Below are 23390 nucleotides of genomic sequence, written 5' to 3'. Positions count from 1 at the left end.
AAAGGAGACAATCATGTCTGGAATAAAAGGAAAAGTCATCGCAATCACCGGTGCAAGCAGCGGCATAGGGGAGGCAACCGCGCTCCTGCTGGCCGAGCGTGGGGCCAAGATGGTGCTCGGGGCACGGCGCGCCTATCGTCTTGAGGCGCTCGTCAACCGTATCGAGAGCGCGGGCGGCGAGGCAGCCTTCCTCGCGATGGACGTGAAGAACCGTGAGGATCTCACGAAGCTCGTCGCTCTTGCCTGCGACAAGTTCGGCAAGATCGATGTTCTGGTCAACAATGCGGGCATCGGCCCGAACTCCCTGCTCGATGAACTGCGCGTCGAGGACTGGGAGGAGATGATCGACATCAACATAAAGGGACCGCTCTACGGCATCGCCGCAGCCTTGCCGGTGTTTCGCAGCCAGGGCTTTGGCCACTTCGTCAACATCCTCTCGACGGCGGGACCGATCATCAAGCCGACGATGGCGGTCTATGCCGGGACAAAGAATGCGGTTCGGGCGATCGCCGAAGGCTTGCGACTTGAAGCTGGCCCCAAGCTGCGCGTGACGAACATATCGCCGGGCTTCGTCCAGACGAACTTCGCGGACTCGATGACCAATCCTGAGATCAGGGCGGAGATCGAAGAGCGCATGGGCGAAATCGCCATCACCCCCGATGCGATCAGCCGCGCGATCGCCTTCGCGATGGAGCAACCGGCCGAGGTCGATGTGAGCGAGATCGTTATTCGACCCACAGCGCAGGCCTGATCGCGCATCGCGGCAACTCTCTCTTGCTGTTTTCAAAAAATACCCATACTGTCTTTTCATATAAGAAAGAAAAATCGCCAAACTTTTTTCCTTTTGTGAAAGACGGGGACTTTGCGGGAACATCTCGATCTGACCGATCGGCGGCTGGTCAAACAGCTGTCGCAGGACGCGCAGCCGGGCATCAACCGCCTCGCCGAGATATTGGCGATTTCGGTACCGACGGTGCGCACGCGGCTGCGCAATCTGCTCGACCGCAACCTGGTCAAGATCGTCGGCCTCTTGAACCTTACCGAGCGGCCCGAGCTGATCTCAGCCATTGTCGGCATCAACGCCCAGGGGCGCGGCCGGGCCCGCGAACTGGCGCAGCGCATTTCCGAACTGCCCTTCGTCAACTCGGCTTCGGTGGTCACCGGGCGTTTCGACATCATCGTCGACGTAACGGTGGCCGGTGACGTCGCCGACCTCTATCGCGTCACCAGCGAGCTGATCCCGGGCGCCGGCGAGCCCGGCGAAGTCGTGCGCAGCGAGACCTTCGTCGTCATGGCGTCCTGCAACAAATGGGTCAGCCTGCCGGAAGGCTGCTGGTCGGACGACCGCAAGGAGCCGGCATGAAGATCGCGGTACTCGGCGGCCTCGGCCTGCAAGGCCGGGCGGCAATCGCCGATCTCGTCGCCAGCGATGGCGTCGAGGAGATTGTCTGCGTGGACACCGCAGCGGACGGCCCTGCCCGGCTTGCCGGCCTGACTGACCTTGCCCGTGTGCGCTTCGTCGTGCCTGAAGGCCCGATCGGCCCGGCGCTGGTCAGCGTGCTTGATGAGGTCGACGCCGTCATCGACCTGTTGCCGCAGCCATTGATGCGCGAGGCGGTTCAGGCCGCGATCGCCACACGCACGCCGCTGGTCACCACCAATTACGCCAAGTCGATCGCCGATCTGGCGCCAGAGGCGCAACAGGCCGGCGTCTCGATCATGACCGAATGCGGGCTCGACCCCGGCATCGACCTCGTGCTCTACGCGCGTGCCGCAAGGCAGTTCTCTTCGATTTCTTCGATCGATTCCTATTGCGGCGGCATCCCCGAACCGAAGGCGATGGCCAAGCCGCTGTGCTACAAGGTGAGTTGGAATTTCGACATGGTCCTGGTCAGCCAGAACCGTGACAGCGTGATGGTCGAGGACGGGAAACGCGTCGCTGTACCGGCCGGCCAGCAGCACGACAACCCTTTCATCCACGAGATCGAGGTCGCGGGCCTCGGCAAGCTCGAAGCCTTCCCCAATGGCGATGCGCTGCACTATGTCGAGATGCTGGACGCCGCCAAGGGGCTGCGCCGCTCCGGCCGCTACACGCTGCGCTGGCCGGGATGGTCGGCCTTCTGGGCACCGCTGAAGGAGCTCGGTTTCCTCTCCGAAGACAAGGTGCCCGGCACCTCCAACAGCCCGCGCGAATTCCTCGGCCGGCTGCTTGGGCCGCAATTGCAATATGGCCCCGGCGAAAAGGACCTTTGCGTGATGCGCAATGTCTTTTCTGGCCTTGAAGGCGGCCGCGCCAAGACGGTGACATCGGACCTGATCATCGAGCGCGACCTGGCTTCGGGCCTGTTCGGCATGAGCCTCGGTGTCGGCTACCCCGCCAGCATCGTGGCGCAGATGCTCGCGCGGCGCGAGATCACCAAACCCGGCCTTTTGAATCCACTGCTCGATGTGCCCGACATCAGCTTCTTCGACGAACTGGCCAGGCGCGGCATCAAGGTTGCCGAGACGGTGGCCTGGGACTGAGGATTTTCGAACGGTGGCTGCCGCCGGCAACGGCGCTGCCGCTCAAAAAGCACCCCAAAGGGTGAAAAACAACGTGGAACAATAAAACAAGGAGGAATACCGAAATGAAGATTGCCAGACTTTTCATCGCCGGACTTGCGCTCGCCGGGCTCACCGCCACGGCCAGCGCCGGAACGCTGGACGACATCACCAAGCGCGGCGAACTGCGCGTCGCCGTGCAGACCCAAGGCCCGCCCTTCTCGCTGGTCGGCGCCAATGGCGAACGCACCGGCAGTTCGGTGGAACTCGCCGAACTGATGGCCAAGGAAATGGGCGTCAAAATCACCTTCCTCGACTTCGACTGGGATGGGCTGATCCCGGCGCTGCTGTCGGGCAAGGCCGATCTTCTGGTCGCCGACATGACGCCGACGCTGGCGCGCGGCATGAAGGTCGCCTTCACCACGCCTTACATGTACACGGGCAGCACCGTCTTCACCAAGGCCGACAGCAAGGTCAAGACCACCGAGGACTGCAAGGCCAAGGGCACCAAGATCGCCGTGTTGCTCGGCGCCACCGGCGAAAAGGAAGCCAAGAACGCGTTCCCTGACGCTGATATCAAGAGCTACAAGGGCGGCGGTCCGCTGCTGCTCGACGCCGTCAACAACGGCCAGGCCGATTGCGGCGTCAACGACGTCTCGGCGGTCAAGGGCCAGTCGACCGCCTATCCGGCCGGCACTTTCACCATCATGCCGGACCTCCTGTCGAAGGAGCCGCTTGCCTTCGCCACGCGCTATGACGAGCCGGACCTGCTGGTCTGGATGAACCTGTTCCTCAACCAGGTCAGCATCGACGGCCGCCTGCAGAAGAACCTCGACTACTGGGTCAATTCCGACGCCTGGAAGAAGGATCACTAAGCAGCGATAAAACCCAGGCGGTTCGCGCGCGTCTTGAACGCCGCGAAACCGCCTGGAATTTCGCTTCATCCGTCGTTTCCTGCACTCTGGGGATTTCACCCAACGATGCTCGAAAATTTCAGCTTCCGCACCATCATCGAATATCTGCCACTGTTCGGGCAGGGCCTGGTCACGACCGTCTGGCTGTCGGCGCTGTCCTTTGTCGGCGCGCTCATCGTCGGCATCGTGCTTTGCGCCATGAACCTGCAGCGCGGCTGGCTGTTTCGCGCGCCGGCCAAGGCCTATATCGATGCCGTGCGCGCCACACCCTTGCTGGCGCAACTCTATTTCCTTTATTTCGGCCTGCCCCGGCTCGGCTTCGTCCTGCCGGAGCTGGTCGTCGGTATCCTGGCGCTGTCGCTGAACAGCGGCGCCTATATCGCCGAGATCATCCGTGCCGGCATCCTGTCGATCCCGCGCGGCCAGGTCGAAGCCAGCGTCGCCTCGGGCATGACCTATGTCCAGCGCATGCGCCTTGTCGTCCTGCCGCAAGCCTTCAAGGTGACGATCCCGCCATTGCTCGGCCAGGCGATCGTGCTGGTCAAGGATTCCGCCCTTTTATCGCTGATCTCGGTGTCCGAACTGACGCGCGCCGGCCAGCTACTCGCCTCCGACCGCTTCATGCCGGCGGAAGGTTTCCTCACCATCGCCGCCTTCTATCTGCTGCTTTATTACTGCCTGAAGGGACTGGCTGGCCTCTCCAGCCGCTGGCTCGGCACAGCGGGGGCGCGCACATGATCTGGCAACAGCTGCAAAGCCTCGCCGGCTCCTATCCGCTGGCTCTGCGCGGCCTCGGCATGACCGTGGTGCTGTCGCTGATCAGCCTGGTGCTCGGCACTCTGCTCGGCTTCGGTCTCGGCATCCTGCGCACCGGCGGCAACCGGCTGATCTCGGGCTTGATCGGGGCCTGGGTCGATCTCATCCGCGGCACGCCATTCCTGGTGCAGATCTTCCTGATCTTCTTCATCCTGCCGGAGTTCGGCATCGAGCTCGACGCCTTCACCGCCGGCATCATCGCACTGACCAATCTGGCCGCCTGCTTCATCTGCGAAATCGTCGTGGCCGGCATCCGCTCGGTGCCCACCGGCCAGGTCGAGGCAGCGCTGGCGTCCGGCCTGTCGCGCTGGCAGCGCATGCGCCAGGTGGTGCTGCCGCAGGCGATGCGCATCGTGCTGCCGCCACTGGTCGGGCAGTATGTGCTGCTGATCAAGGATTCTTCTGTCGTCTCCGCCATCGGCCTCACCGACCTCACCCGCGTCGGCTGGCTGGTGGTGCAGCGTGTGCCCAACGGCCTGCTGGTCTTCTTCCTCGTCGGCGTCGGCTATTTCATCGTCTGCTATCCCCTGATCATGCTGGCCCGCCGGCTCGAACGGCGCATGGGTGCCGCGCATGGCGAGGTGCAGTTGTGACAGCCACTCCCAAAGGGCCAACATCGATGACCAAAACCGGCATGATCGACTTTCGCGGCGTCAACAAATGGTTCGGCTCGCTCAACGTGCTGAAGGACATCACGCTCAGCGTCGAACCGAAAGAAGTGGTCGTCGTCTGCGGCCCGAGCGGCTCGGGCAAGAGCACGCTGATCCGCTGCGTCAACGGCCTGGAGGCGATCAAGGACGGCGACCTCGTCGTCGACGGCCAACGCCTCGGCGATCCCGCCACCAACATGACGCAGCTGCGCACCGAGATCGGCTTCGTCTTCCAGTCGTTCAACCTCTATCCACACAAGACCGCGCTTGAGAATGTGACGCTCGCACCCATCCATGTCCGCAAGATCCCGCGCACTGAAGCCGAAAAGGCCGGGCGCGAATTGCTGGCCAAGGTTGGCCTCGCCGACAAGGTCAATGCCTATCCGGCACAACTCTCCGGCGGCCAGCAGCAGCGCGTGGCGATCGCGCGTTGCCTCGGCATGCGGCCCAAGATCATGTTGTTCGACGAGCCGACCTCGGCACTCGACCCCGAGATGATTTCCGAAGTGCTCGACGTCATGGTGGCCGTTGCCGAGGAAGGCATGACCATGATGGTGGTGACGCACGAGATGGGCTTTGCCCGCAAGGTCGCCCAGCGCGTGGTGTTCATGGACGCCGGCGCCATCGTCGAAAGCGGCACGCCGGAAGAATTCTTCTCGCACCCCAAGACCGACCGCAGCCGCGCTTTCCTGAGCAAGATTCTGCGGCATTGAAGTAATACCGCAACGCCAGGGGGTATCGTGGATCCCGACCTATGCTTCGGGTGCGAAGTGGCGCCTCCGCTGGCTAACGCTTGAAACAACGCCCCAATCCTAGAGTTAAATCTCTTTCTCACGGCCTATTTGAGGATTAGTTTTGCCATTTGAATAATAGTTACCGTTGATCGAAAATAGAGCTTAATGGCATATAATAAATAATCCAAGAATACTGATTTAATAATTGAATATTAGATATTACATTGTAATTGTATTACAAATACTGAAAAGATATCGGCAGAAAGAAACCTTACCTTCACAAATGAATCTAAACGAAAATATCATCGAAAATATTTGATGCCAGCCATTGCGCGGGCCATAAAATGAAGAAAATATGTGACTGGGGAATTGGCGAGGGGGCATGAAATGTCTCTGACATCTCGGGCAATTGCAGCCTGCGTTTTTCAGGCCATCAGGAACGCTCTGTCTGCCTGCAAAAGCGAAAGGCGCTGGCGGATGCCGATCCCACGACTCCGCCCAGCCGGGCACGGCCGATATCGGGATCAACACGACGGTGGTCGCCTGCACGTTGGCATCACCGAAACAATGAAACGCCCTCCGCCCGCTCTGCCACGGGGAGTGCCGATCGTGCCGCGGACAATTCTCAACGTTACGGTGGTCTTGCTGCTCGCAGTACCGTTCGCGCATGCCGCCGAGCCCGCTGGGGAGTTGCTTCTGGAGATCGACGGCTCAGGACTGACCCAGAAAACAGCGGAGTTCATAGGCACCTATGGTGCTTTGTCGGCATATGCGCCCGACGCAGATTCAACCTTGAAATCGATTGTCGAGAGCCAATGCGGCGACGCCCCAAGCGAGTATATCTGGGCGCTTCGGGTTGCGAACAAAAAACCGGATTTGACCTACGAGAGCGTTTTGGAAAAGGGCGAGTTGCTGGATTTGCCACCCTGCCCGCCTCGCACGACGGGATCACTCGTTGCCCGCGTCGTCAAGGACGGGGATCGGATCTGGGACTATTATACCGAATTCGGCAAAGACAAGCTGGCTTTCGGAGCGGGAGCGGAGACCATCGCGAAAATCGATTCTCCGTTCCAAAGTACATTCCCCACGTCGCCGCGCGCCAGCGATCCAGAGCTCGAAACGGCCTTAACAGGCATCGGCCTTCAGGTTAAGTCATTCAACGAGTTGGTCAAAACGCTTCCGTTGCAAACACCCTACAAGATTGACGTGATGAGCGACTCTGAGATCACTTACTCGGACGTCATCAAGGCGATCAACCCAAGAATCACGTCCCTGGACAAGATCGCCAAGGATCAGGTTATTATCGTCCCCGAAAGTACCAAGCAGGAATACAGCCTGCCGCTGGCGCGAGCCGAGGATGGGGAGCAGCTCGCTTCGCTCGGTCCCGAAGGCCTATCGGCGATGACTGGAACCGAGATAAGCCAAGCCAGCCGATCCGATGGCTTTGTTTTTTTCAACGCGGTGACCAGCACCAGTTGCACCCGGCTGCCCGATGTCGACCCGCAATACAACAATGTCGTTCAGGGAATCTTGGAAGAGAACTGGCAAAAGGCCGGTCCAGACAACAGGGTTCACCCCAACATCGCCATAGTCGATTCCGGGATTTACGATCCGGAGGAACTGCCGGGCTCGCCTCAGATCGTCAAACCGATCGATCCGACAAGTTCGGTGATCTATCGCAGCCGGGGACCATCGGATTTCGAGCCCTTCCCGCTCATGAAGGACAGGATGCATGGAACGAATGTGGCCGTTTTGGCACTCGGCGGCGCGCAGTTGGCAGGGATTGCCCAACAGATAGGCTATAAATTCGCGCTGCACCCCTTCAAGGCTTTCTTGCAGGGAAAGGCTCCTGTCCTTACGGCGGACAATAAAGTCATCATCAAGGACAATCAGGTTCAGTACACGGTATACTGGCAGCCGGATCGCGATTCCATCATGAACGCGATCGTCTACAGCGACGATCACATCGTTAATCTCAGTTTTGGCCGCGACCAGAAATTCGTGGAAATGGCCAATGAAGAGAGTTCCCTGTCATCGACCCTGTTCGTTGTCGCCTCGGGAAATGCCGGCTCGCCGCTCGACGATGATCCCCTCTATCCCGGCAGGAACGGCGGCCTGACCTCGCCTAACGTATTGACGGTAGCTTCGGTGGACGGCGACGGAAAACTATCCAGCTTTTCCAACTGGAGCTCGACCTATGTCGATATCGCCGCGCCGGGATGTCGTGTGCCGTCGCTTTCTTTCAGCCCGGAAATCAAGAAATTCTTCGACGAAAAAGTATCCGGGACGTCCTTCAGCGCACCGCAAGTGACGTGGACAGCGGCGGCAATTCGATCAGTCAGGCCTTTCGACAAGGCGGCGGCCCTCAAGATTCGGCTGCTCGCCGGCGCCGATGTCGTCCCTGCACTCACGGACAAGATCGTCGAGGGGCGCGTTCTGAACATCGTCAAGGCGCTTTCCCTTTGGGAAGACGTAATTGAAGTAAAATCGGCCGATGGCACCCGCAAGATTTTTCGCGGCAAGCTGACCGATACGAAGTCCGCGGGTACCTTCTGCAGCGGACCGGACATTGCCGATGGGCGGACGATCCTCAAGGTCGTTCAGCATTTTGACGGCCGAAACACCGTTCCTGATCAAAACCGGATTTATGTCGAGGATGCTTCCGGCGTCATTCGTGGAAAGAACTGCGCTGCGAAGGATTTCGCTCTGCACGTTCTGAATTCCGACAACACCACCAGCGAAATACCCGGCTCGCAGGTCATCGATGTTACGTATTCCTGGCAGTAAATAGGCTTGGTTCACTTTGGCTTAGTCGCCGTCTCTTGGGCGGTTCGACGATGGCAGCATCGACGGCCAATCGCCGATCACGGGCACCGATGGCCGAGCCTTGTCGCCGAGGGGAGGCACGACCATGATGGACGCCGGCGCCATCGTCGAAAGCGGCACGCCCGACGAGTTCTTCTCGCACCCGAAGACCGACCGCAGCCGCGCTTTCCTGAGCAAGATTCTCAGGCATTGAGGCATGGGCGGGCGTAGAGGTCGTCAGTCGACGAACTTCATGAAATAGACCGAACTTCTCGGGTGCCCAAAAGGATCGACGAAATGCCGGGGAACGACACCGATTTCCTGCCAGCCCAGACGGCGGTACAGGCGCTCGCTGTCGCTTCCTTGCGCGGTATCGAGCAGGAGCAGCGAGCGCTGCAAACGCGTGGCCTGCTCTTCGGCGGCATACATCAACGCCGCGCCGATGCCCCGATGTTGAAAGTCGCGGTGCACAAGCAGCTTGAAGATTTCCGCGCGATGCGGCGCGTTGGGCTCGGGTGAGAGATAGAGCTGGACCGTGCCGGCGACCTCACCGTTGATCATGGCGCAAAAAAGCAAGCGTTCGCCGTCGGCGATCGACGTGAATATGCTGTGCCAGTAGGCCAGCGCGGCCTCCCTTCCGAAGGGCAGCACGAATCCGACCAGCGCGCCGCGCTCCACGCTGTCGCGAAGGATTTCGGCAAGGCGGTTCAAATGCCTCGAGGCTTGCTTCGCATCGGGAATCAGGATGTCCACTGGCCCTGCCACCGCGCATGTCATGATTCAGGCCGCCTCTTCCGAATTTCCGCCAATCGCGACCGCAACCCGGCCGCCACGTCGTCTGAGCAGCGCGATGGCGAGGAAGGCGAACACGCCGCTCGCGGCGACGACCGCCAGCACCCACAGCGAACTGGCGACGGATGTCCGCGCCATCATGAAGGCAAGCGCGAACGGCGCGAAGGCCGAGGTGAACTGGCGGGCAGCGCTCGCCCATCCCAGCCGCGCGCCATAGCCTTCGCGGCCGAAGAGTTCGAGCGGCAAGGTGCCGCCGACGATGCTGGTGAGGCCGGAACCGAGGCCGAACAGGAACACGAACAGGAAGGCGCCGGGCAGCCATGGCGTGGTCAGCAGCAGCGCGCACAGCCCGGCCGTGAGCAGCAAGGCTGCAATGACGGCGAGATGCGTCTGCTGCAGGCGCCCGCCAAACAACATGTTGATCAACCGGCTGGCGACCTGCGCCGGCCCGAACAGGGTCGAAACGAAGAGACCCGCGGTACCGAGCCCCAGCGCCGTCGTCAGCGGCACCATGTGAATGAGGATCGCCGACAGCACGAAGCCCTCGGTGGCGAACCCCGCCAGCATGAGCAGGAATGCGGCTCGACCGCGCCGCGCATCGAGCGGCGCGCCCGCGTCAGGAGCCGGCCCGCGCTCCTGGCTCGCGGCCGTCGCGTGACGGCGCGACAGGCGCATCAGCCAGGCGTGGATCGGCAGGCAGAGGCCGAGATTGAGCGCGGCGAACAAGAGATAGACTTCGCGCCATGTGAGATGCGCATGCAACGCCGAGGTCAGCGGCCAGAACAGGGTCGAGGCAAACCCGGCGATCAGCGTCAGGTGGGTGATGCTGCGTTGCGGTCGGGGAACCCCTATCTGCACGATCGCCACGAAGGCGGCGCTGTAGAGGACAAAGCTGGAGGCCAGCTCCATCGCCAGCAATGCGAGAGCGAAGCTCACGCGGCCGGGCGCGACGGCGCACAGCGCCAGCGCCACCGCTGCCGCGACCGAGCCGACGGTCATGATGCGGCCGGCGCCGAAGCGGTCGGCCCATCGCCCGGCCGTCGGCGCGAACAGGCTGCCGGCAAACAGCGAGGCGGACAGGGCTGCGAATACCCAGCCTTCCGTCAGGCCGAACTCCCTGGCCATTGCCGGCGCCAGGATCGAGAAGCTGTAATAGAGCGTGCCGTAGCCGATGATCTGGGTCAGCCCGAGCGCCCAGATCGCCTTGCGCAGGACGGACCGGTCAGGCATCGACGCTGGCCGCCATCGTCTCGCGCGCCTCGGTGCTGGCCGGCGTGGCTGCGCAGCCGCAGCCCGACGCGCCCACTGCCTTGGCGTCCGCATCCCTGACGCAGCAGGCATCGACGTTGGCGGGTGCAGGTCCGCCGCAGCAGCCGGCGCTTTCCAGTGCCGTCACGACACCGACGGCGCTGCATACGCCGGTCTCCGGCAGCACCAGCCGCACTTCGCGGGCAGCGGCATGGTCTCCGGCAATGTCGGCGACCACCGAGCGGACCTGCTCGTAGCCGGTCGCCATTAGGAAGGTCGGGGCGCGGCCATAGGATTTCGAGCCGACGATGGTGAAGCCGGGTTCGGGATGGGAGAGTTCCGTGATCCCATGCGCGGGAACTGTACCGCACGAATGAAAATTCGGATCGATCAGCGGCGCCAGCGCCGGCGGCGCTTCGACGGCGGGATCGAGCGCGATGCGGATTTCACCGAGGAACGACAGATCGGGCCGAAAGCCAGTGGTGACGACGATGCGGTCGACGGCAAGGCCGAACGGTTTGCCGGCCAGGCTGGCGTCGACGGCGAGCCCCTCGCCCTGCGTTGCGATACCGTTGACGGCGAAAGGCGCCAGCATGTTCAGCCGGCCATCCGTCATCGCCTGCCTGGCGGCCAGCCCAAGCGCGCCGCGTTCCGGCAACTGGTCGTTCAGCCCGCCGCCTAGCAATCTGTCGACGCTGGCATGGCGCAGCGCCCAGAAGATCTCGGTGCCAGGAGCCGCGTCCTGCAGCTCCATCAGCGCCAGGGCGACGTTGATGGCGGAGTGCCCGCCGCCGATGACCAGGACGCGCTTGCCCGCATAGTCTTCTCTCGCCTTGCCGACCACGTCGGGAATGCCATAGGCGATGCGCGCCGACGCCGCGCCTTCGCCGGGAACCGGCAGCCCGTCGACGCCGATCGGGTTTGGCCGCCACCATGTTCCGGAGGCGTCGATGACGGCACGCGCGAGAACACGGTGCTCGCCGCCGGCATCGCGATAGCGGATGACGAAGGGCGCATCCTTGCGGCCGTCATTGGCGACCTTGTCATGACCCTGACGGGTGATCGCGGTGACCACGGCGCCAAGCTTCAAATTGGCGGCGATCTCGGGAAGCCGGCCAAGCGGCGCCAGATAATCGCGCACGATCTCGCCGCCCGTCGGCAGGCCTTGGCTGTCCGGCGCCGTCCAGCCGGAGCGGTCGAGCAGCGCCCGCGCCGCTGCGTCGATGTTGTATTCCCATGGCGAAAACACCCGCACATGGCCCCATTCGAGCAGTGCCGCACCCACGCTTTCACCACGCTCCAGGATCAGTGGGCGGATGCCGCGCTCGACCAGATGCGCCGCGGCAGCCAGCCCGACCGGGCCGGCACCGATCACCGCGACGGGAAGATTTGCCATCATGTCCATAGGTTCGATCCTTCCGGTATCTTCGAATTACAAGCGCAAAAAGTCAGGCCAGTGCTTTGCCGACGGCCGGCGCGCAAGTGGCGTCGGCGCAGCACTCGTCGGCGAGATAGCCGATCAGCGCATTCATGCCGGGATAGTTGGCGCGGCAGATCAGCGTCGTCGCTTGCCGCTCCTGCGTCACAAGGCCGGTGTCGACCAGCCGCTTGAGGTGATGCGACAGCGTCGAGGACGGAATGTCGAGCTTGCCCTGGACACTGCCGACCGCAAGCCCGTCATCACCGGCGCGCACAAGGATGCGATAGAGCTGAAGCCGCGTCGGATTGCCGAGCGCTTCAAGCTGGGCGGCTGCTTTTTCGAGTTTCATGGAAATAGGCTATGCGACACTTTTCGCGCCGTCAACTCAATTTCGAAAATTACGGAAATAGCGTCAGACGACCCGCTTGTCTGGTGTGTAAATGACCACCTCGCCATCCTCCTTGGTGAACGCGCCGATCTCCGGGTTGGGCAGGATATCCAGCACCTTTTCCGACGGCCGTGCCAGGACGACGCCGAGCGGGCTGACCACGATCGGCCGGTTGATCAGGATCGGATGCGCCAGCATGAAATCGAGGATCTCCTCGTCGGACCATTTCGGGTCGGCAAGCCCGAGTTCGGCATAGGGCGTGCCCTTCTCGCGCAGCAGGTCGCGCGGCGTCATGTCCATCGCGGCGATCAGCTCGACCAGCCTTTCGCACGACGGCGGCGTCTTCAGATATTCGATCACCTCCGGCTCCTCGCCCGACTGGCGGATCATGGCCAGCGTGTTGCGCGAGGTGCCGCAATCGGGGTTGTGGTAGATGGTTATGGTCATTGCGTGGCCTTCATCTGTTTGATCGGTTTCGCTTCGGCAACCAGCCAGCCCGCCAGCGCCATGGCCAGCAGCGCGCCCAGCAATTCGGCGGCAATAAAGCCCGGCAGGTCGACCGGACGGATGCCCGCGAATGTGTCTGAGAATGCCCGCGCAATAGCGACGGCCGGGTTGGCGAAGGACGTGGACGCGGTGAACCAGTAGGCCGCGATGATATACAGCCCGACCAGCCACGGGATCGACTCCGGGCGAGCGCGCAGGCCGGCAAGAATGGTGAAGACCAGGCCAAAGGTGGCGACAATTTCGGCGACCCATTGCCCGTTTCCGGTCCGCACGGTTTGGGATATCTGAACAACCGGCAGTTCAAACATGGCGTGCGCGAGCAGCGTGCCGGCGATGCCGCCGGCAATCTGGGCCAGGACATATGTCACGGCCGCGCTTGTCTCGATTTCCCGCTTCAAAGCAAAGACCAGCGTCACCGCCGGGTTGAAGTGAGCCCCGGAGATCGGCCCGAGGATCGTGATCAGCACCACCAGGATGGCGCCTGTCGGAATGGTATTCCCGAGCAGCGCCAGCGCGGCATCATGCGTCAGGCGGTCAGCCATGATTCCAGAGCCAACCACAGTCGCGACGAGCATTGCCGTGCCGAGAGCCTCTGCGGCGACGCGTCGGGTAAGGTCAACCATGACGCCTAACCGGCTTTCGGAAGATTACGGCCGATCTCGTCCAGGCGCTTCTGCAAGGCCAGCTTGTCGACCATGTTCATGGGCAGGCTGACGAAGATCGAGATGCGGTTGTTGAGCATGCGGTAGGCTTCGGCAAAGGCCAGATGCTTTTCGGCCTCGGTGCCCTCCACGTCAGCCGGATCAGGCACGCCCCAATGCGCGGTCATCGGCTGTCCCGGCCACACCGGACAGGATTCGTTGGCGGCGTTGTCGCAAACCGTGAAAACGAAATTCATCTCGGGCGCGCCGGGAACCGCAAACTTTTCCCAGTCCTTCGAACGGGCAAAGGACGTGTCGTAATTGAGGTTCTCCAGAAGCTGGAGTGTGTAGGGATGGACCTGCCCCTTGGGATGCGACCCGGCCGAATAGGCCTTGAACTTGCCGGCCCCGATACGGTTCAGAATCGCTTCGGCGATGATCGACCGTGCCGAATTGCCGGTGCAGAGAAAAAGAACGTTATATGGCTCGCTCATGGCATGAGCCTCCCTTCTAGCATTTGCAGGTTACCGCCTGGATCACAGGCTGGCACAGCTCCGGCGCGCCATTGCAGCAATCTTCCATCAGATAGGCCAGCAGGTCGCGCAAGCCGGTCATGTCGGCGACGTAGCGCACGATCCTTCCGTCGCGTTCGGGGCGGATCAGCCCGGCATGGGCGAGCACCTTCAGATGCGCCGACATGGTGTTCTGGACCGTGTCCAGCCTTGTCGCGATTTCGCCGGCCGGAATGCCTTCCGGCCCGGCGCGCACGAGCAGCCGGAAAACATCCAGCCGCGTCTCCTGGCCAAGTGCGGCCAGCGCGCCCAAACTGTCTTTCTTATCCATATATCCGAATCCTTGGATTTATGGATTCCTGGATATCGGCTTCCCCACGATCTGTAAAGCGTGTCCGCCCGCCGTCAGGTGACGGCCAGCACCTTTCCCGTATCGTGCTGGCGCACGAAGTCCACACGGGCGCCGTCCCAATGGTAGCTATAGTGCCGGCCCTGCACCGGAACGGTGATGACATCGGGCCAGAACATGCCGATGCAGCCGCCGCCCGGCATGCGCACGCTGGTCCACGCCAGCCCGTCGCTGCCGGCGGCCCGCAGCGCACGCCCTTCCGCCTGCGAGGCGGTGTAGTCGTCCGGGTCGAGCACACCGGGAACGGCATTCACGTCATCGAGGCTGCGGTCGACGCTGCCGATCAGGACGCGGAAATCCGCTGTCCAGCCCGGCCCCTCATTGGTGGCGCCCATGAATTTCTGATGGTGGTGGATGGTCTCTGCCAGCGCCACCTCTTCGCTGTCACCGGCATAATAGATCCCGTAGCTGCCATCCGAGAAGCGGCCTGGCCGCAGCGTCGAACAATGCACGAAGGGCGCCATCACGAAGCTCGCGCCGGGGCCGGAGACCCGCCGGCCGGCCGACACCTTGCCAAGGTCGCCGATCTCGAACCTTATGCGCGGGTTGGTTTTCGCCTCGACGGCGGCCAGCGCTTCCCAGTCGCGCGGATCGGCAATGTCCTCGAAGAGGTCGATGGGCGGATGGATGGAGCGGATGAGGCGGAAGGTTTGGTGCCAGTCGACGCGGCGACGGACCGCAAGCCCACTCACCATGCACCACGCTCCGCATCGAGCCATTCCCGCATCGCCGAGAGATCGGAGATTTCGCCGCGCAACATCAGGTCGAGAGCCGACTGGCCGCCGAAGGCGGCATTGGGCTTGCGGATCCAGGCGTAGCCCCGCGCCGGCTCCGTGAACAGATAGCGCAGGCCCTTGTGGATGCCCATCAGGTGCGCCATGCGGGTGCGCAGGTCGCGGTCGATCCGCCCGATGCCGCCCTCCTTCCAACGCGCCCAGGTGCGCGCCGATATGCCGCCGAGCAGGATGCAGGCCTCCAGGTCGGTGAGGTTCCAAGCCTTGAACAGGTTGACCGTGGTGCGCGCCAGCGCGCCAGCCTCGTCATCGGTGATGACGCTTCCAACCGTGGCCGGTGTCGCGACAATGGACTGAAGCTGCATTTTAGTGCCTCGCTATTGGCAGATATATAGCATGTATTTGCCAATTGGCAAGACAAGTCCAGCCGCACCTTGATGGGAAGAGGATGGCGGGACGTAGCAAGGCTTGGGTTCCTCGCCCCCACGGAGGCGGGGGAGAGGTGGCTCGGCGAAGCCGAGACGGAGCGGGGAATGGCTCGGCTTTGAAAGACATTCAGCGGAACCTCGCCAGCGTCGCAGGCCCCCTCTCCGACCGCTTCGCGGCCACCTCTCCCCCGCTTTGCGGGGGCGAGGAACCCAGGTCCTGGAAGGTCGCTGCCAGTACCCCGTTTACTCCGCCGCCTCATATCCGGCGATACCCTTGATCTCGAGGAAATCCTCGAGCCCATATTCGGCATATTCGCGGCCGTTGCCCGACTGCTTGTAGCCGCCGAACGGCAGGCCGGCGTCCCACTGGGGATAGTTGATGTAGACATTGCCGGTGCGCATGCGCGCCGCCACTTCGCGCGCCTTCTTCATATCCTTGGCCTGGATGTAGGAGGCGAGGCCATAGACCGTGTCGTTGGCGGTTTCGATCACCTCCTCGACGCTGTCATAGGGCATGATCGCCAGCACCGGCCCGAAGACCTCTTCGCGCGCGATGCGCATGTCGTGGGTGACGTCGGCGAACACCGTCGGCCTGACGTAATAGCCGCGGTTGAGTTCGGCCGGCCGGCCGGGGCCGCCCGCGACCAGCGTCGCACCCTCGTCGATGCCGGCCTGGATCAGCTCCTGGATCTTGTCGAACTGGACCTGGCTGACGACCGGGCCAAGCTTGGTGCCGGCGGCGTCGGCGGGGCCGACGGTGAATTTTTCCGCCGCCGCCTTGGCATAGCCGGCCGCCTCGTCATGGCGGTCGCGCGGCACGAACATGCGCGTCGGCGCGTTGCAGGACTGGCCACTGTTGCTGAAGCAGCCGGCGACGCCCTTGCTGACGGCGCTTGCGAGGTCGACATCCCCGAACAGGATGTTGGCCGACTTGCCGCCAAGCTCCTGATGCACGCGCTTGACCGTGTCGGCGGCGGCCTTGGCCACCAGGATGCCGGCGCGGGTCGAACCGGTGAACGACATCATGTCGATGTCGGGGTGGCTGGACAGCGCCTGGCCGACGCCGGGACCGTCGCCGTTGACGAGGTTGAAGACGCCCTTCGGCACGCCGGCCTCATCGAGGATTTCGGCGAAGATGATGGCGTTGAGCGGCGCGATCTCCGACGGCTTGAGCACCATGGTGCAGCCGGCGGCGAGTGCGGGACCGACCTTGCAGGTGATCTGGTTCAGCGGCCAGTTCCACGGCGTGATCAGGCCGACGACGCCGATCGGCTCCTTGACCACCAGATGGTTGCCCTTGACGTGGCGGAATTCGAAACTCTTCAGCACGTCGGCCATTTTCTGCAGATGCGCAAGGCCGATGCCGACCTGGCTGTCCAAGGCCATCTGGCGCGGCGCGCCCATCTCGCGCGACACGGCAACAGCAAGATCGCCGCTGCGCTTCTTGTAGACAGCGATGATGCGGTTCAAGAGTTCGAGCCGCTCGCCGACCTCGGTGAAACCAAAGCTGTTGAAGGCGCGCTTGGCGGCGGCCACCGCCTTGTCGACATCGGCCTTGGAGCCGAGCGAGATCTGCGCGAAGGCATCCTCATTCGAGGGGTCGATGACGTCCAATGTGTTGGGCACAACAGGATCGACCCACGCGCCATCGATATAGAACTGCAGATTGTGTGACATGGTTTTCTCCTTGGGATGCACCGCATGGCCGTGCCGGCCGTCATATGTGGCTGGAGATAACGATGCACAAACGCCGCTGTCAAACGCAACCCCCGAAGTGGTTGAGCCAGTGCGCGAGTCATTGAGCCAGAGCGAGGCTGGACTACAGCAAAATATGCCCGGCCTCGACCAGAAACCGCCTCGCCGCGGCCTGATCCGTCGCTTTCACCAACAGATGGTCGCCATCGAAAGTGGACACCATGAAGATGCCCAACCCGTTTTCCGACAACGGCCTGATGATCGACAGCACGATACCGGTTTCATCGAAGGCGAACGGCCCCTCGAGTTTGAAGGCCACCCAGTCGATATCCTGCTTGATGGCATGCGGCACGCGTTCCTGCAGGCAAACGATCGAAAGCTCGTCGTCGGTCCTTGTGATGCTGACGAAGCCTGGCCCGTCCGCCCAACCGGGAATGGCCTCGCCCGCCTCCAGCCGGGAAACCGCGTAAAGCCCCGAGAGTTGCCTAAGCCTGACGCTGATGGCCATTGTCGAACTCCTGCCTCAGATTGCCGGTGATCCCGCGAGCCTCTTGCTCATATAGACCGTCATGCCGCCCATGAACGGCTCTTCCCGATCGATGACATAGCCATGCTTCTTGTAAAGCGACACATTGGCCTCGAAGGCGCCATTGGTCAGCAGTCGAAGCTCGTGACGGCCCGCTTCGATTGCCTTGCGCTCGGCCAGCTCTAGCAGCAGCCGGCCGATCCCCCTGCCCTGCGCCTGCGGTGCGACGCAGACATTCTCAATCCAAAGGTGGTCCTCGGCCAGGATGGTTTCGATCATGCCGACAATCTGATCGCCCTCAATGGCGACATCGAACGGATGCTCGGCAATGGCCTTGTCGTAGTCGGCGCGCATCGGCATCGGCTCGCGGCCGATTACCGGCACCCATTTGGCATAGGCGGCCCGCACGATATCCCTGATCGCGGCGGCGTCAGCAGGCTCGGCCGGCCGAAACCGGATGAAAGAATTATTGGTCATCAAAGTGCTCCAGACATGAAAAACCCCGCCGGCGGATGTCGCGGGCGGGGCTGGAAACGAACGAACCGGATCTATCGTGCCGGTCTTTGTCGTCGCGCAATCAGTCTGCCGCTCCGCACTGTGCAGGGGCGGCGTCGCTTGGCGATGTCTGGCGCGAAAACGAACATGGCGCCAAGCTGAAGCACGAAGCGCGGCGCGTCAAGGCGCCGCTCGATCGATAGTGTCTCGCATCGGCAACGCGGTTCTGGTCCTCGCACCCGCTGGGCATGGAATCGCTATATGCTTTGTGCCAACGGCAATTGATCGATGGACAAAATATGACAGGGACGCTGAACAAAGCGGTGCGGATGGTTGCCATCCTGAACCTGGCCTATTTCGGGATCGAGTTTGCCGTAGCCGTTTGGATCGGATCTGTATCGCTGTTCGCGGACAGCATCGATTTTCTGGAAGATGCATCCGTCAATCTGCTGATCATGGTCGCGTTGGGCTGGACCGTCCGCAATCGAGCGCGGCTCGGAATGGCGTTGGCCGGGGTACTTCTGATCCCGGCTTTGGCGACCCTTTGGACGGCTTGGGAGAAGTTCAACATTCCAATTCCGCCAGCGCCCGTTCCGCTAACGCTTACCGCCGCTGGCGCGATCCTCATTAACCTGTCGTGCGCGCTCATGCTCGCTCGCTATCGCCACCACAGCGGCAGCCTTACCCACGCAGCCTTCCTGTCGGCGCGCAACGATGTCCTGGCCAATGTGGCAATCATTGCCGCCGGCCTGGTCACGGCATTTGTGTGGAACTCGGCCTGGCCGGATATTGTCATTGGCCTTGCAATCGCCGTCCTGAATGCGGACGCTGCCCGCGAGGTTTTCACGGCCGCAAGACGCGAGTTCGCAGAAAGCCAAATCCCAAGCTGAGATACTGCCATCCGATCCGGGCACGATCCTTGTGCCCTCAATACTCCTGCGCCGTCGGCCGCAACAGGATTACATGTGGCCGCTCTCTGGGTCTTCATGTGCGGCAGCGCGGCTGCGATGCCATAGAGCACGCCCTTAATGTGGTGGCTCAGCCGGGCACTTCGACCCTGCCGAGCCAGCGTGTGACCTGTTCCAGCGTCTCGCGCTCCTGGTCGCACTGCTTGGAAAAACCTTCGATGAGCCTCGCCGCCGGCGCATGGTCGGCGAGGACCTTCAGGCTCTGCCCGATTCCGTAGCCGCCATGGGTGATGAACGGCACCAATGTCTTGCCGGACAGATCGTGTGTCGCAAGGAAGGAGCGGATCACCGAAGGCGCGGTCATGCCCCAGATCGGAAATCCGAGGAACACTGTCTGGTAGGATCCGATGTCGGGCACCGTGGCAGCGAGCGGCGGCTCGAACCCAGACTCCCGCTGCTGCTCTGCCACCGCGACCTGCTGCTTGTAGTCTTCCGGATAGGGATCGACGGTCCGGATCTCGAAAATGTCCGCTCCGAGAGCCCGGCTGATCTGGCGCGCGATGACGCGCGTGTTGCCGGTTCGGGTGTAGTACGCCACCAGAACCTTGGCGCTGCCCGCTTGCCGCGCGTTCGACGCGGCGGCGGGCAGGCTCGATCCGGCACCCAATCCAGCACCCAGTGGCAATGCAAGCGCGGTCATAAGCGCACCTCGTCTTGAGAACAGGCCCGACTGGCTCATCTCGCTCTCCTTGGCGCCGGGCTCAGCGATCGATCCTTGCCGCCTGTTGCGGGGAGTAGCGCTCTCCCTGCACGGCAATTGCCGAGACCGCATTTTCGATGTCGGTAAGATCGTCCGCCGTCAGCGCAACCGCCGCCGATCCTATGTTCTCCTCGAGGCGATTGAGCTTCGTGGTGCCGGGGATCGGAACGATCCAGGGTTTCCGAGCCAGCAGCCAGGCGAGTGCGACCTGTGCTGGTGTCGCCTTCTTCTCGGCTGCGATCGCGACGATTGCGTCGACCAGCGCCTGGTTCGCCCGCCTGGCCTCCGCCGCAAAACGCGGCACAGTGTTGCGGAAGTCGCTGCTGTCGAACGTCGTGTTGGCGCTGATGGCGCCGGTGAGGAAGCCCTTGCCCAGCGGACTAAAGGGCACAAAGCCGATCCCCAGTTCTTCGAGGACCGGCAAGATCGCTTCCTCGGGTTCACGCCACCAGAGCGAATATTCGCTTTGAAGTGCTGCGACCGGCTGCACCGCATGCGCGCGACGGATCGTGCGCACGCCCGCCTCGGAGAGGCCGAAATGCTTTACCTTGCCCTGCAGGATCAGGTCCTTCACCGTGCCCGCCACCTCTTCGATGGGCACGACGGGATCGACGCGGTGCTGGTAGAGAAGGTCGATGCGGTCGGTCCTCAGCCGCTTGAGCGAGGCCTCGACGACGTCGCGAATATGCTCTGGCCGGCTGTCCATGCCATCGTGTCCGGCCGTACCGGCGATGTCGATGCCGAACTTGGTGGCGATCACCACCTGGTCGCGGATTGGCTGCAGCGCCTCACCGACGACCTCCTCGTTCGTGAACGGTCCATAGACTTCCGCGGTGTCGAAGAAGGTGATGCCGCGCTCGAACGCCGCCCGGATCAGGCGGACTGCATCCGGCGTCTGCATCGGTGCCCCGTAGGACTGGCTCATCCCCATGCAGCCCAGCCCGATGGCCGACACTTCGAGGCCACTTGTACCAAGTGTGCGCTTTTGCATTGTTGTTCTCCTTTCCTAGCGGTTCGTCATGTCCAGCACCGCTTGCGGCAAGCGAGCGCCCTTCAAGGTGATCTGCGAGGCAGCCTGGTCGATATCTTTGAGTTCCTCCGGCGCAAGCGCGATGGCGACAGATCCGAGGTTCTCCTCCAGACGATGCAGCTTGGTGGTGCCGGGGATCGGAACGATCCATGGCTTCTGAGCAATCAGCCAGGCAAGCGCGATCTGCGCCGGGGTTGCGCCCTTTGCTGCCGCCACGTTGCGTAGCAGGTCGACCAGCGCCACATTCGCCTTCAGCGCCTCGGGCGCGAAGCGGGGAACACTGGCGCGGAAGTCGGTGCTGGCAAACGTCGTGTTCGCATCCATCTTGCCGGCCAGAAAGCCTGCCCCCAGCGGGCTGAACGGAACGAAACCGATGCCGAGTTCCTCCAGTGTTGGCAGGATCTCCGCCTCGGGTCCCCGATACCACAGTGAATATTCGCTCTGCACTGCGGTAACGGGGTGGACAGCGTGAGCGCGCCGAATGGTCTGCGCTCCAGCTTCGGAGAGCCCGAAATGCTTGACCTTGCCTTCCGCGATCAGCTCCTTCACCGCGCCCGCGACATCCTCGATTTGCACATTCGGATCAACGCGGTGCTGATAAAAGATGTCGATGCGATCGGTCCTGAGGCGCTTCAGTGAAGCTTCCGCGACCGCCCTGATATGATCCGGCCTGCTGTTCAGGCCGCCGCTGCGCTGGCCCGTCTCAAGATTGACGTCGAAGCCGAACTTCGTGGCAATCACCACTCTGTCCCGCAACGGCGCCAGCGCTTCGCCGACCAATTCCTCATTGACAAAGGGGCCGTAGGCCTCCGCCGTGTCGAACAGGGTGACGCCTTGATCCACGGCTGTCCGTATGAGCGAGATCATATCGCCCCTCACGGCCGGCGGCCCGTAGACCGAGGTCATGCCCATGCAGCCGAGTCCGAGAGCCGAGACTTCGAGACCGCTGGTTCCAAGTGTGCGCTTTTGCATTGTTGTTCTCCTTTCGATTCCTGTTGAGGCTGTCGCCCCATGTCCGGCACTCAGGCGTTCGCGCCGCTCGCAACCACTTGCGCCGACTTGCGGGGTCGCACGATCAGGGCACAGACGAGCAGCAGCGCGAGCGCCAGCATGGCGGAGCCGGCGGTGAGCGCGGTGCCGACGCGGTAGGCAAGCAGCTCCCGGCCATCGAGCGCCCCGGCGCCCACGGCCGCCACCGCAACAAGCACGCCGAGGCCGAGCGAATTGCCGAGCTGGTGGGCGACGTTGACGACGCCCGAGGCAGCGCCGGCATCCTCAGGCGCCACGCCGGCAATGCCCGATGTGGTGAGCGGGCTGAGCGCCATGCCTTGGCCGGCGCCGATCAGCACCATCGGCAGCGCGACACCGGTCAGGTAGCCGGTGTCGAACGAGACGCGGCTCAGCCAGGACATCCCCAGCAGGCACAGCGTGAGGCCACAGGCGAGCAGCCGGCCATTGCCGAACCTATGGGTCAGTTGAGGCACGACCATCGCCACCGCGAAATTGACCATAGTCATCGGCAGGAAGGCCATGCCGGTCAGCGATGCCTGGTAGTTGAGCACCCCTTGCAGATACTGCGTGGTGAAGAAAAAGAAGCCAATCATGGCGCCCAGGAACAGGATGCGGGCGGCATAGGCGCCCGCGCGCTCGCGGCTGGCAAACAGCCGCAACGGCATGATCGGCTGCTTTGCGTTCCACTCGTTGACGACGAAGACGCCAAGCAGCAGCACGGCGCCCGCCAGCGACGCGATCGTGCCGGCGTTTGCCCAGCCAGTGTCGGCCGAGCGGATGAAGCCGTAGACAAGGGCCGTCATGCCAACGGTCGAGGTCAGGGCGCCGACGATGTCGAGGTTTCCCGGGCGTCGCTCGCTCTCCACGATATAGCGCCGCGCGGCGACGATCATGGCGATGCCGATGGGCAGATTGATGAAGAAGCCAATACGCCAGGAGATCCAGTCGGCAAGCACGCCGCCCAGCACCAGGCCGACGCTTGCCGCGACACCGGCCACCGCGCTGTAGTAGGACACGGCGCGAGTGCGTTCGGAGCCCTCGGCGAAGGTGGTCTGCAGGAGTGCCAGCGTCGACGGCGCCAGGATGGCGGCGCCAAGGCCCTGGATGGCCCGCGCGCTGATCATCCAGGCCGCTGATTGTGCAGCACCGATCGCCAGCGAGGCGAGCGTGAACAGAGCCAGACCGACGATGAGCATCAGCCTACGGCCCAGAATGTCGCCCGCCCGTGCCCCCAGCAGCAGGAAGCCGCCGAAGGTCAACGTATAGGCGCTCTGCACCCATGCCAGCCCGGCATCCGTGAAGCCGAGACCCTGATGGATCCTGGGCAAGCCGGTGAGCACGATCGAGGTATCGAGCACGATCATCACGTAGCTGACGAGGATGATCGCCAGGATGGCCGTCTTGTGCGGTGCGGGCGTGGACATTC

The 23390-nt window shown here is 62.8% G+C and carries 26 protein-coding genes and 1 pseudogene; 10 read left to right on the top strand and 17 right to left on the bottom strand.

The features are described from left to right. The first annotated feature begins 13 nt into the window (after positions 1-13). The 9 genes and pseudogenes from HB777_05380 (at position 14) to HB777_05340 (ending at position 8674) form a co-directional block, all read left to right on the top strand. The gene (locus HB777_05380; GenBank protein ID QND63397.1) at positions 14-751 is read left to right on the top strand and encodes an SDR family oxidoreductase; all 738 of its coding nucleotides are present in this window, start codon (positions 14-16) and stop codon (positions 749-751) included. Positions 752-862: 111 nt separating this feature from the next. After that, positions 863-1363 carry an Lrp/AsnC family transcriptional regulator gene (locus tag HB777_05375; protein ID QND63396.1) on the top strand — a complete coding sequence of 167 codons (501 nt, stop codon included), beginning with the start codon at positions 863-865 and terminating at the stop codon, positions 1361-1363. Beyond that, positions 1360-2523, top strand: coding sequence for a saccharopine dehydrogenase family protein (locus tag HB777_05370; protein ID QND63395.1), 1164 nt, complete (start codon positions 1360-1362; stop codon positions 2521-2523). Before HB777_05375 ends, HB777_05370 begins: the two co-directional genes overlap by 4 nt. Before the next feature lie 104 nt (positions 2524-2627). After that, positions 2628-3416, top strand: coding sequence for an amino acid ABC transporter substrate-binding protein (locus HB777_05365; protein QND63394.1), 789 nt, complete (start codon positions 2628-2630; stop codon positions 3414-3416). 105 nt (positions 3417-3521) lie between these two features. Continuing rightward, complete coding sequence (locus HB777_05360; protein ID QND63393.1) at positions 3522-4193, top strand: amino acid ABC transporter permease; 672 nt, start codon at positions 3522-3524, stop codon at positions 4191-4193. Further along, positions 4190-4864, top strand: a complete 675-nt coding sequence (locus tag HB777_05355) for an amino acid ABC transporter permease (protein QND63392.1) — start codon at positions 4190-4192, stop codon at positions 4862-4864. The genes HB777_05360 and HB777_05355 overlap by 4 nt, the downstream gene beginning before the upstream one ends. A gap of 41 nt (positions 4865-4905) precedes the next feature. Continuing rightward, positions 4906-5634, top strand: a complete 729-nt coding sequence (locus tag HB777_05350) for an amino acid ABC transporter ATP-binding protein (GenBank protein QND68663.1) — start codon at positions 4906-4908, stop codon at positions 5632-5634. Positions 5635-6264: 630 nt separating this feature from the next. Then, the gene (locus HB777_05345) at positions 6265-8442 is read left to right on the top strand and encodes a S8 family serine peptidase (protein QND63391.1); all 2178 of its coding nucleotides are present in this window, start codon (positions 6265-6267) and stop codon (positions 8440-8442) included. Between the two features lie 127 nt (positions 8443-8569). Further along, positions 8570-8674 (top strand): annotated as a pseudogene (locus HB777_05340) (polar amino acid ABC transporter ATP-binding protein). Between the two features lie 23 nt (positions 8675-8697). Here HB777_05340 and HB777_05335 read toward each other — a convergent pair. From HB777_05335 to HB777_05275, 13 genes are all read right to left on the bottom strand, one after another. After that, the gene (locus tag HB777_05335; GenBank protein QND63390.1) at positions 8698-9213 is read right to left on the bottom strand and encodes a GNAT family N-acetyltransferase; all 516 of its coding nucleotides are present in this window, start codon (positions 9211-9213) and stop codon (positions 8698-8700) included. Positions 9214-9240: 27 nt separating this feature from the next. Continuing rightward, positions 9241-10482 carry an arsenite efflux MFS transporter ArsK gene (arsK, locus tag HB777_05330; GenBank protein QND63389.1) on the bottom strand — a complete coding sequence of 414 codons (1242 nt, stop codon included), beginning with the start codon at positions 10480-10482 and terminating at the stop codon, positions 9241-9243. Then, a complete protein-coding gene (locus HB777_05325; protein ID QND63388.1) occupies positions 10475-11905 on the bottom strand; it encodes an NAD(P)-binding domain-containing protein in 1431 nt (476 codons plus the stop codon). The genes arsK and HB777_05325 overlap by 8 nt, the downstream gene beginning before the upstream one ends. Positions 11906-11948: 43 nt before the next feature. After that, complete coding sequence (locus tag HB777_05320; protein ID QND63387.1) at positions 11949-12269, bottom strand: helix-turn-helix transcriptional regulator; 321 nt, start codon at positions 12267-12269, stop codon at positions 11949-11951. 63 nt (positions 12270-12332) lie between these two features. Further along, positions 12333-12755, bottom strand: a complete 423-nt coding sequence (gene arsC / locus HB777_05315; protein ID QND63386.1) for an arsenate reductase (glutaredoxin) — start codon at positions 12753-12755, stop codon at positions 12333-12335. Next, positions 12752-13438, bottom strand: a complete 687-nt coding sequence (locus HB777_05310; GenBank protein ID QND63385.1) for an aquaporin family protein — start codon at positions 13436-13438, stop codon at positions 12752-12754. Before HB777_05310 ends, arsC begins: the two co-directional genes overlap by 4 nt. A 5-nt stretch (positions 13439-13443) precedes the next feature. Then, the gene (locus tag HB777_05305; GenBank protein QND63384.1) at positions 13444-13950 is read right to left on the bottom strand and encodes an arsenate reductase ArsC; all 507 of its coding nucleotides are present in this window, start codon (positions 13948-13950) and stop codon (positions 13444-13446) included. 16 nt (positions 13951-13966) lie between these two features. Further along, positions 13967-14299: a helix-turn-helix transcriptional regulator gene (locus tag HB777_05300; protein ID QND63383.1), complete on the bottom strand. Its 333-nt coding sequence runs from the start codon at positions 14297-14299 to the stop codon at positions 13967-13969. Positions 14300-14373: 74 nt separating this feature from the next. After that, positions 14374-15072 carry an RES family NAD+ phosphorylase gene (locus tag HB777_05295; protein QND63382.1) on the bottom strand — a complete coding sequence of 233 codons (699 nt, stop codon included), beginning with the start codon at positions 15070-15072 and terminating at the stop codon, positions 14374-14376. Further along, entirely contained in the window at positions 15066-15476 is a 411-nt protein-coding gene (locus HB777_05290) for a DUF2384 domain-containing protein (protein QND63381.1), read from the bottom strand. The genes HB777_05295 and HB777_05290 overlap by 7 nt, the downstream gene beginning before the upstream one ends. A gap of 306 nt (positions 15477-15782) precedes the next feature. Then, positions 15783-17216, bottom strand: a complete 1434-nt coding sequence (locus HB777_05285) for an aldehyde dehydrogenase family protein (protein QND63380.1) — start codon at positions 17214-17216, stop codon at positions 15783-15785. 142 nt (positions 17217-17358) lie between these two features. Beyond that, positions 17359-17742, bottom strand: coding sequence for an ACT domain-containing protein (locus HB777_05280; GenBank protein QND63379.1), 384 nt, complete (start codon positions 17740-17742; stop codon positions 17359-17361). Between the two features lie 15 nt (positions 17743-17757). Then, the gene (locus HB777_05275; GenBank protein ID QND63378.1) at positions 17758-18237 is read right to left on the bottom strand and encodes a GNAT family N-acetyltransferase; all 480 of its coding nucleotides are present in this window, start codon (positions 18235-18237) and stop codon (positions 17758-17760) included. A 317-nt stretch (positions 18238-18554) separates the two neighbouring features. Between HB777_05275 and HB777_05270 the strand changes: the two genes are divergently transcribed. Continuing rightward, the gene (locus HB777_05270; GenBank protein ID QND63377.1) at positions 18555-19145 is read left to right on the top strand and encodes a cation transporter; all 591 of its coding nucleotides are present in this window, start codon (positions 18555-18557) and stop codon (positions 19143-19145) included. Positions 19146-19293: 148 nt separating this feature from the next. Here the strand turns inward: HB777_05270 and HB777_05265 are convergent, their stop codons facing one another. From HB777_05265 to HB777_05250, 4 genes are all read right to left on the bottom strand, one after another. Then, entirely contained in the window at positions 19294-19863 is a 570-nt protein-coding gene (locus HB777_05265; protein ID QND68662.1) for a flavodoxin, read from the bottom strand. 61 nt (positions 19864-19924) lie between these two features. Continuing rightward, positions 19925-20914, bottom strand: coding sequence for an aldo/keto reductase (locus HB777_05260; GenBank protein ID QND63376.1), 990 nt, complete (start codon positions 20912-20914; stop codon positions 19925-19927). Positions 20915-20929: 15 nt separating this feature from the next. Then, entirely contained in the window at positions 20930-21925 is a 996-nt protein-coding gene (locus HB777_05255; GenBank protein QND63375.1) for an aldo/keto reductase, read from the bottom strand. Positions 21926-21975: 50 nt separating this feature from the next. Then, the gene (locus HB777_05250; GenBank protein ID QND63374.1) at positions 21976-23388 is read right to left on the bottom strand and encodes an MFS transporter; all 1413 of its coding nucleotides are present in this window, start codon (positions 23386-23388) and stop codon (positions 21976-21978) included. Between the last annotated feature and the right edge of the window lie 2 nt (positions 23389-23390).

Origin of the sequence: Mesorhizobium loti (assembly GCA_014189435.1) — a bacterium.
In the GTDB taxonomy this organism is placed as follows: domain Bacteria; phylum Pseudomonadota; class Alphaproteobacteria; order Rhizobiales; family Rhizobiaceae; genus Mesorhizobium; species Mesorhizobium loti_G.
This window is presented reverse-complemented; position numbering and strand designations above follow the sequence as displayed.

Bases quoted from the DNA above. Each gene is read 5' to 3' on its own strand.
- HB777_05380 (QND63397.1), top strand. From the start codon at position 14: ATGTCTGGAATAAAAGGAAAAGTCATCGCAATCACCGGTGCAAGCAGC.
- HB777_05290 (QND63381.1), bottom strand. From the start codon at position 15,476: ATGCAGCTTCAGTCCATTGTCGCGACACCGGCCACGGTTGGAAGCGTC.
- HB777_05365 (QND63394.1), top strand. From the start codon at position 2,628: ATGAAGATTGCCAGACTTTTCATCGCCGGACTTGCGCTCGCCGGGCTC.
- HB777_05265 (QND68662.1), bottom strand. From the start codon at position 19,863: ATGACCGCGCTTGCATTGCCACTGGGTGCTGGATTGGGTGCCGGATCG.
- HB777_05295 (QND63382.1), bottom strand. From the start codon at position 15,072: ATGGTGAGTGGGCTTGCGGTCCGTCGCCGCGTCGACTGGCACCAAACC.
- HB777_05270 (QND63377.1), top strand. From the start codon at position 18,555: ATGACAGGGACGCTGAACAAAGCGGTGCGGATGGTTGCCATCCTGAAC.
- HB777_05260 (QND63376.1), bottom strand. From the start codon at position 20,914: ATGCAAAAGCGCACACTTGGTACAAGTGGCCTCGAAGTGTCGGCCATC.
- HB777_05300 (QND63383.1), bottom strand. From the start codon at position 14,299: ATGGATAAGAAAGACAGTTTGGGCGCGCTGGCCGCACTTGGCCAGGAG.
- HB777_05370 (QND63395.1), top strand. From the start codon at position 1,360: ATGAAGATCGCGGTACTCGGCGGCCTCGGCCTGCAAGGCCGGGCGGCA.
- HB777_05285 (QND63380.1), bottom strand. From the start codon at position 17,216: ATGTCACACAATCTGCAGTTCTATATCGATGGCGCGTGGGTCGATCCT.
- HB777_05325 (QND63388.1), bottom strand. From the start codon at position 11,905: ATGGACATGATGGCAAATCTTCCCGTCGCGGTGATCGGTGCCGGCCCG.
- HB777_05360 (QND63393.1), top strand. From the start codon at position 3,522: ATGCTCGAAAATTTCAGCTTCCGCACCATCATCGAATATCTGCCACTG.
- HB777_05350 (QND68663.1), top strand. From the start codon at position 4,906: ATGATCGACTTTCGCGGCGTCAACAAATGGTTCGGCTCGCTCAACGTG.
- arsC (QND63386.1), bottom strand. From the start codon at position 12,755: ATGACCATAACCATCTACCACAACCCCGATTGCGGCACCTCGCGCAAC.
- HB777_05255 (QND63375.1), bottom strand. From the start codon at position 21,925: ATGCAAAAGCGCACACTTGGAACCAGCGGTCTCGAAGTCTCGGCTCTC.
- HB777_05310 (QND63385.1), bottom strand. From the start codon at position 13,438: ATGGTTGACCTTACCCGACGCGTCGCCGCAGAGGCTCTCGGCACGGCA.
- HB777_05250 (QND63374.1), bottom strand. From the start codon at position 23,388: ATGTCCACGCCCGCACCGCACAAGACGGCCATCCTGGCGATCATCCTC.
- HB777_05305 (QND63384.1), bottom strand. From the start codon at position 13,950: ATGAGCGAGCCATATAACGTTCTTTTTCTCTGCACCGGCAATTCGGCA.
- arsK (QND63389.1), bottom strand. From the start codon at position 10,482: ATGCCTGACCGGTCCGTCCTGCGCAAGGCGATCTGGGCGCTCGGGCTG.
- HB777_05275 (QND63378.1), bottom strand. From the start codon at position 18,237: ATGACCAATAATTCTTTCATCCGGTTTCGGCCGGCCGAGCCTGCTGAC.
- HB777_05280 (QND63379.1), bottom strand. From the start codon at position 17,742: ATGGCCATCAGCGTCAGGCTTAGGCAACTCTCGGGGCTTTACGCGGTT.
- HB777_05355 (QND63392.1), top strand. From the start codon at position 4,190: ATGATCTGGCAACAGCTGCAAAGCCTCGCCGGCTCCTATCCGCTGGCT.
- HB777_05320 (QND63387.1), bottom strand. From the start codon at position 12,269: ATGAAACTCGAAAAAGCAGCCGCCCAGCTTGAAGCGCTCGGCAATCCG.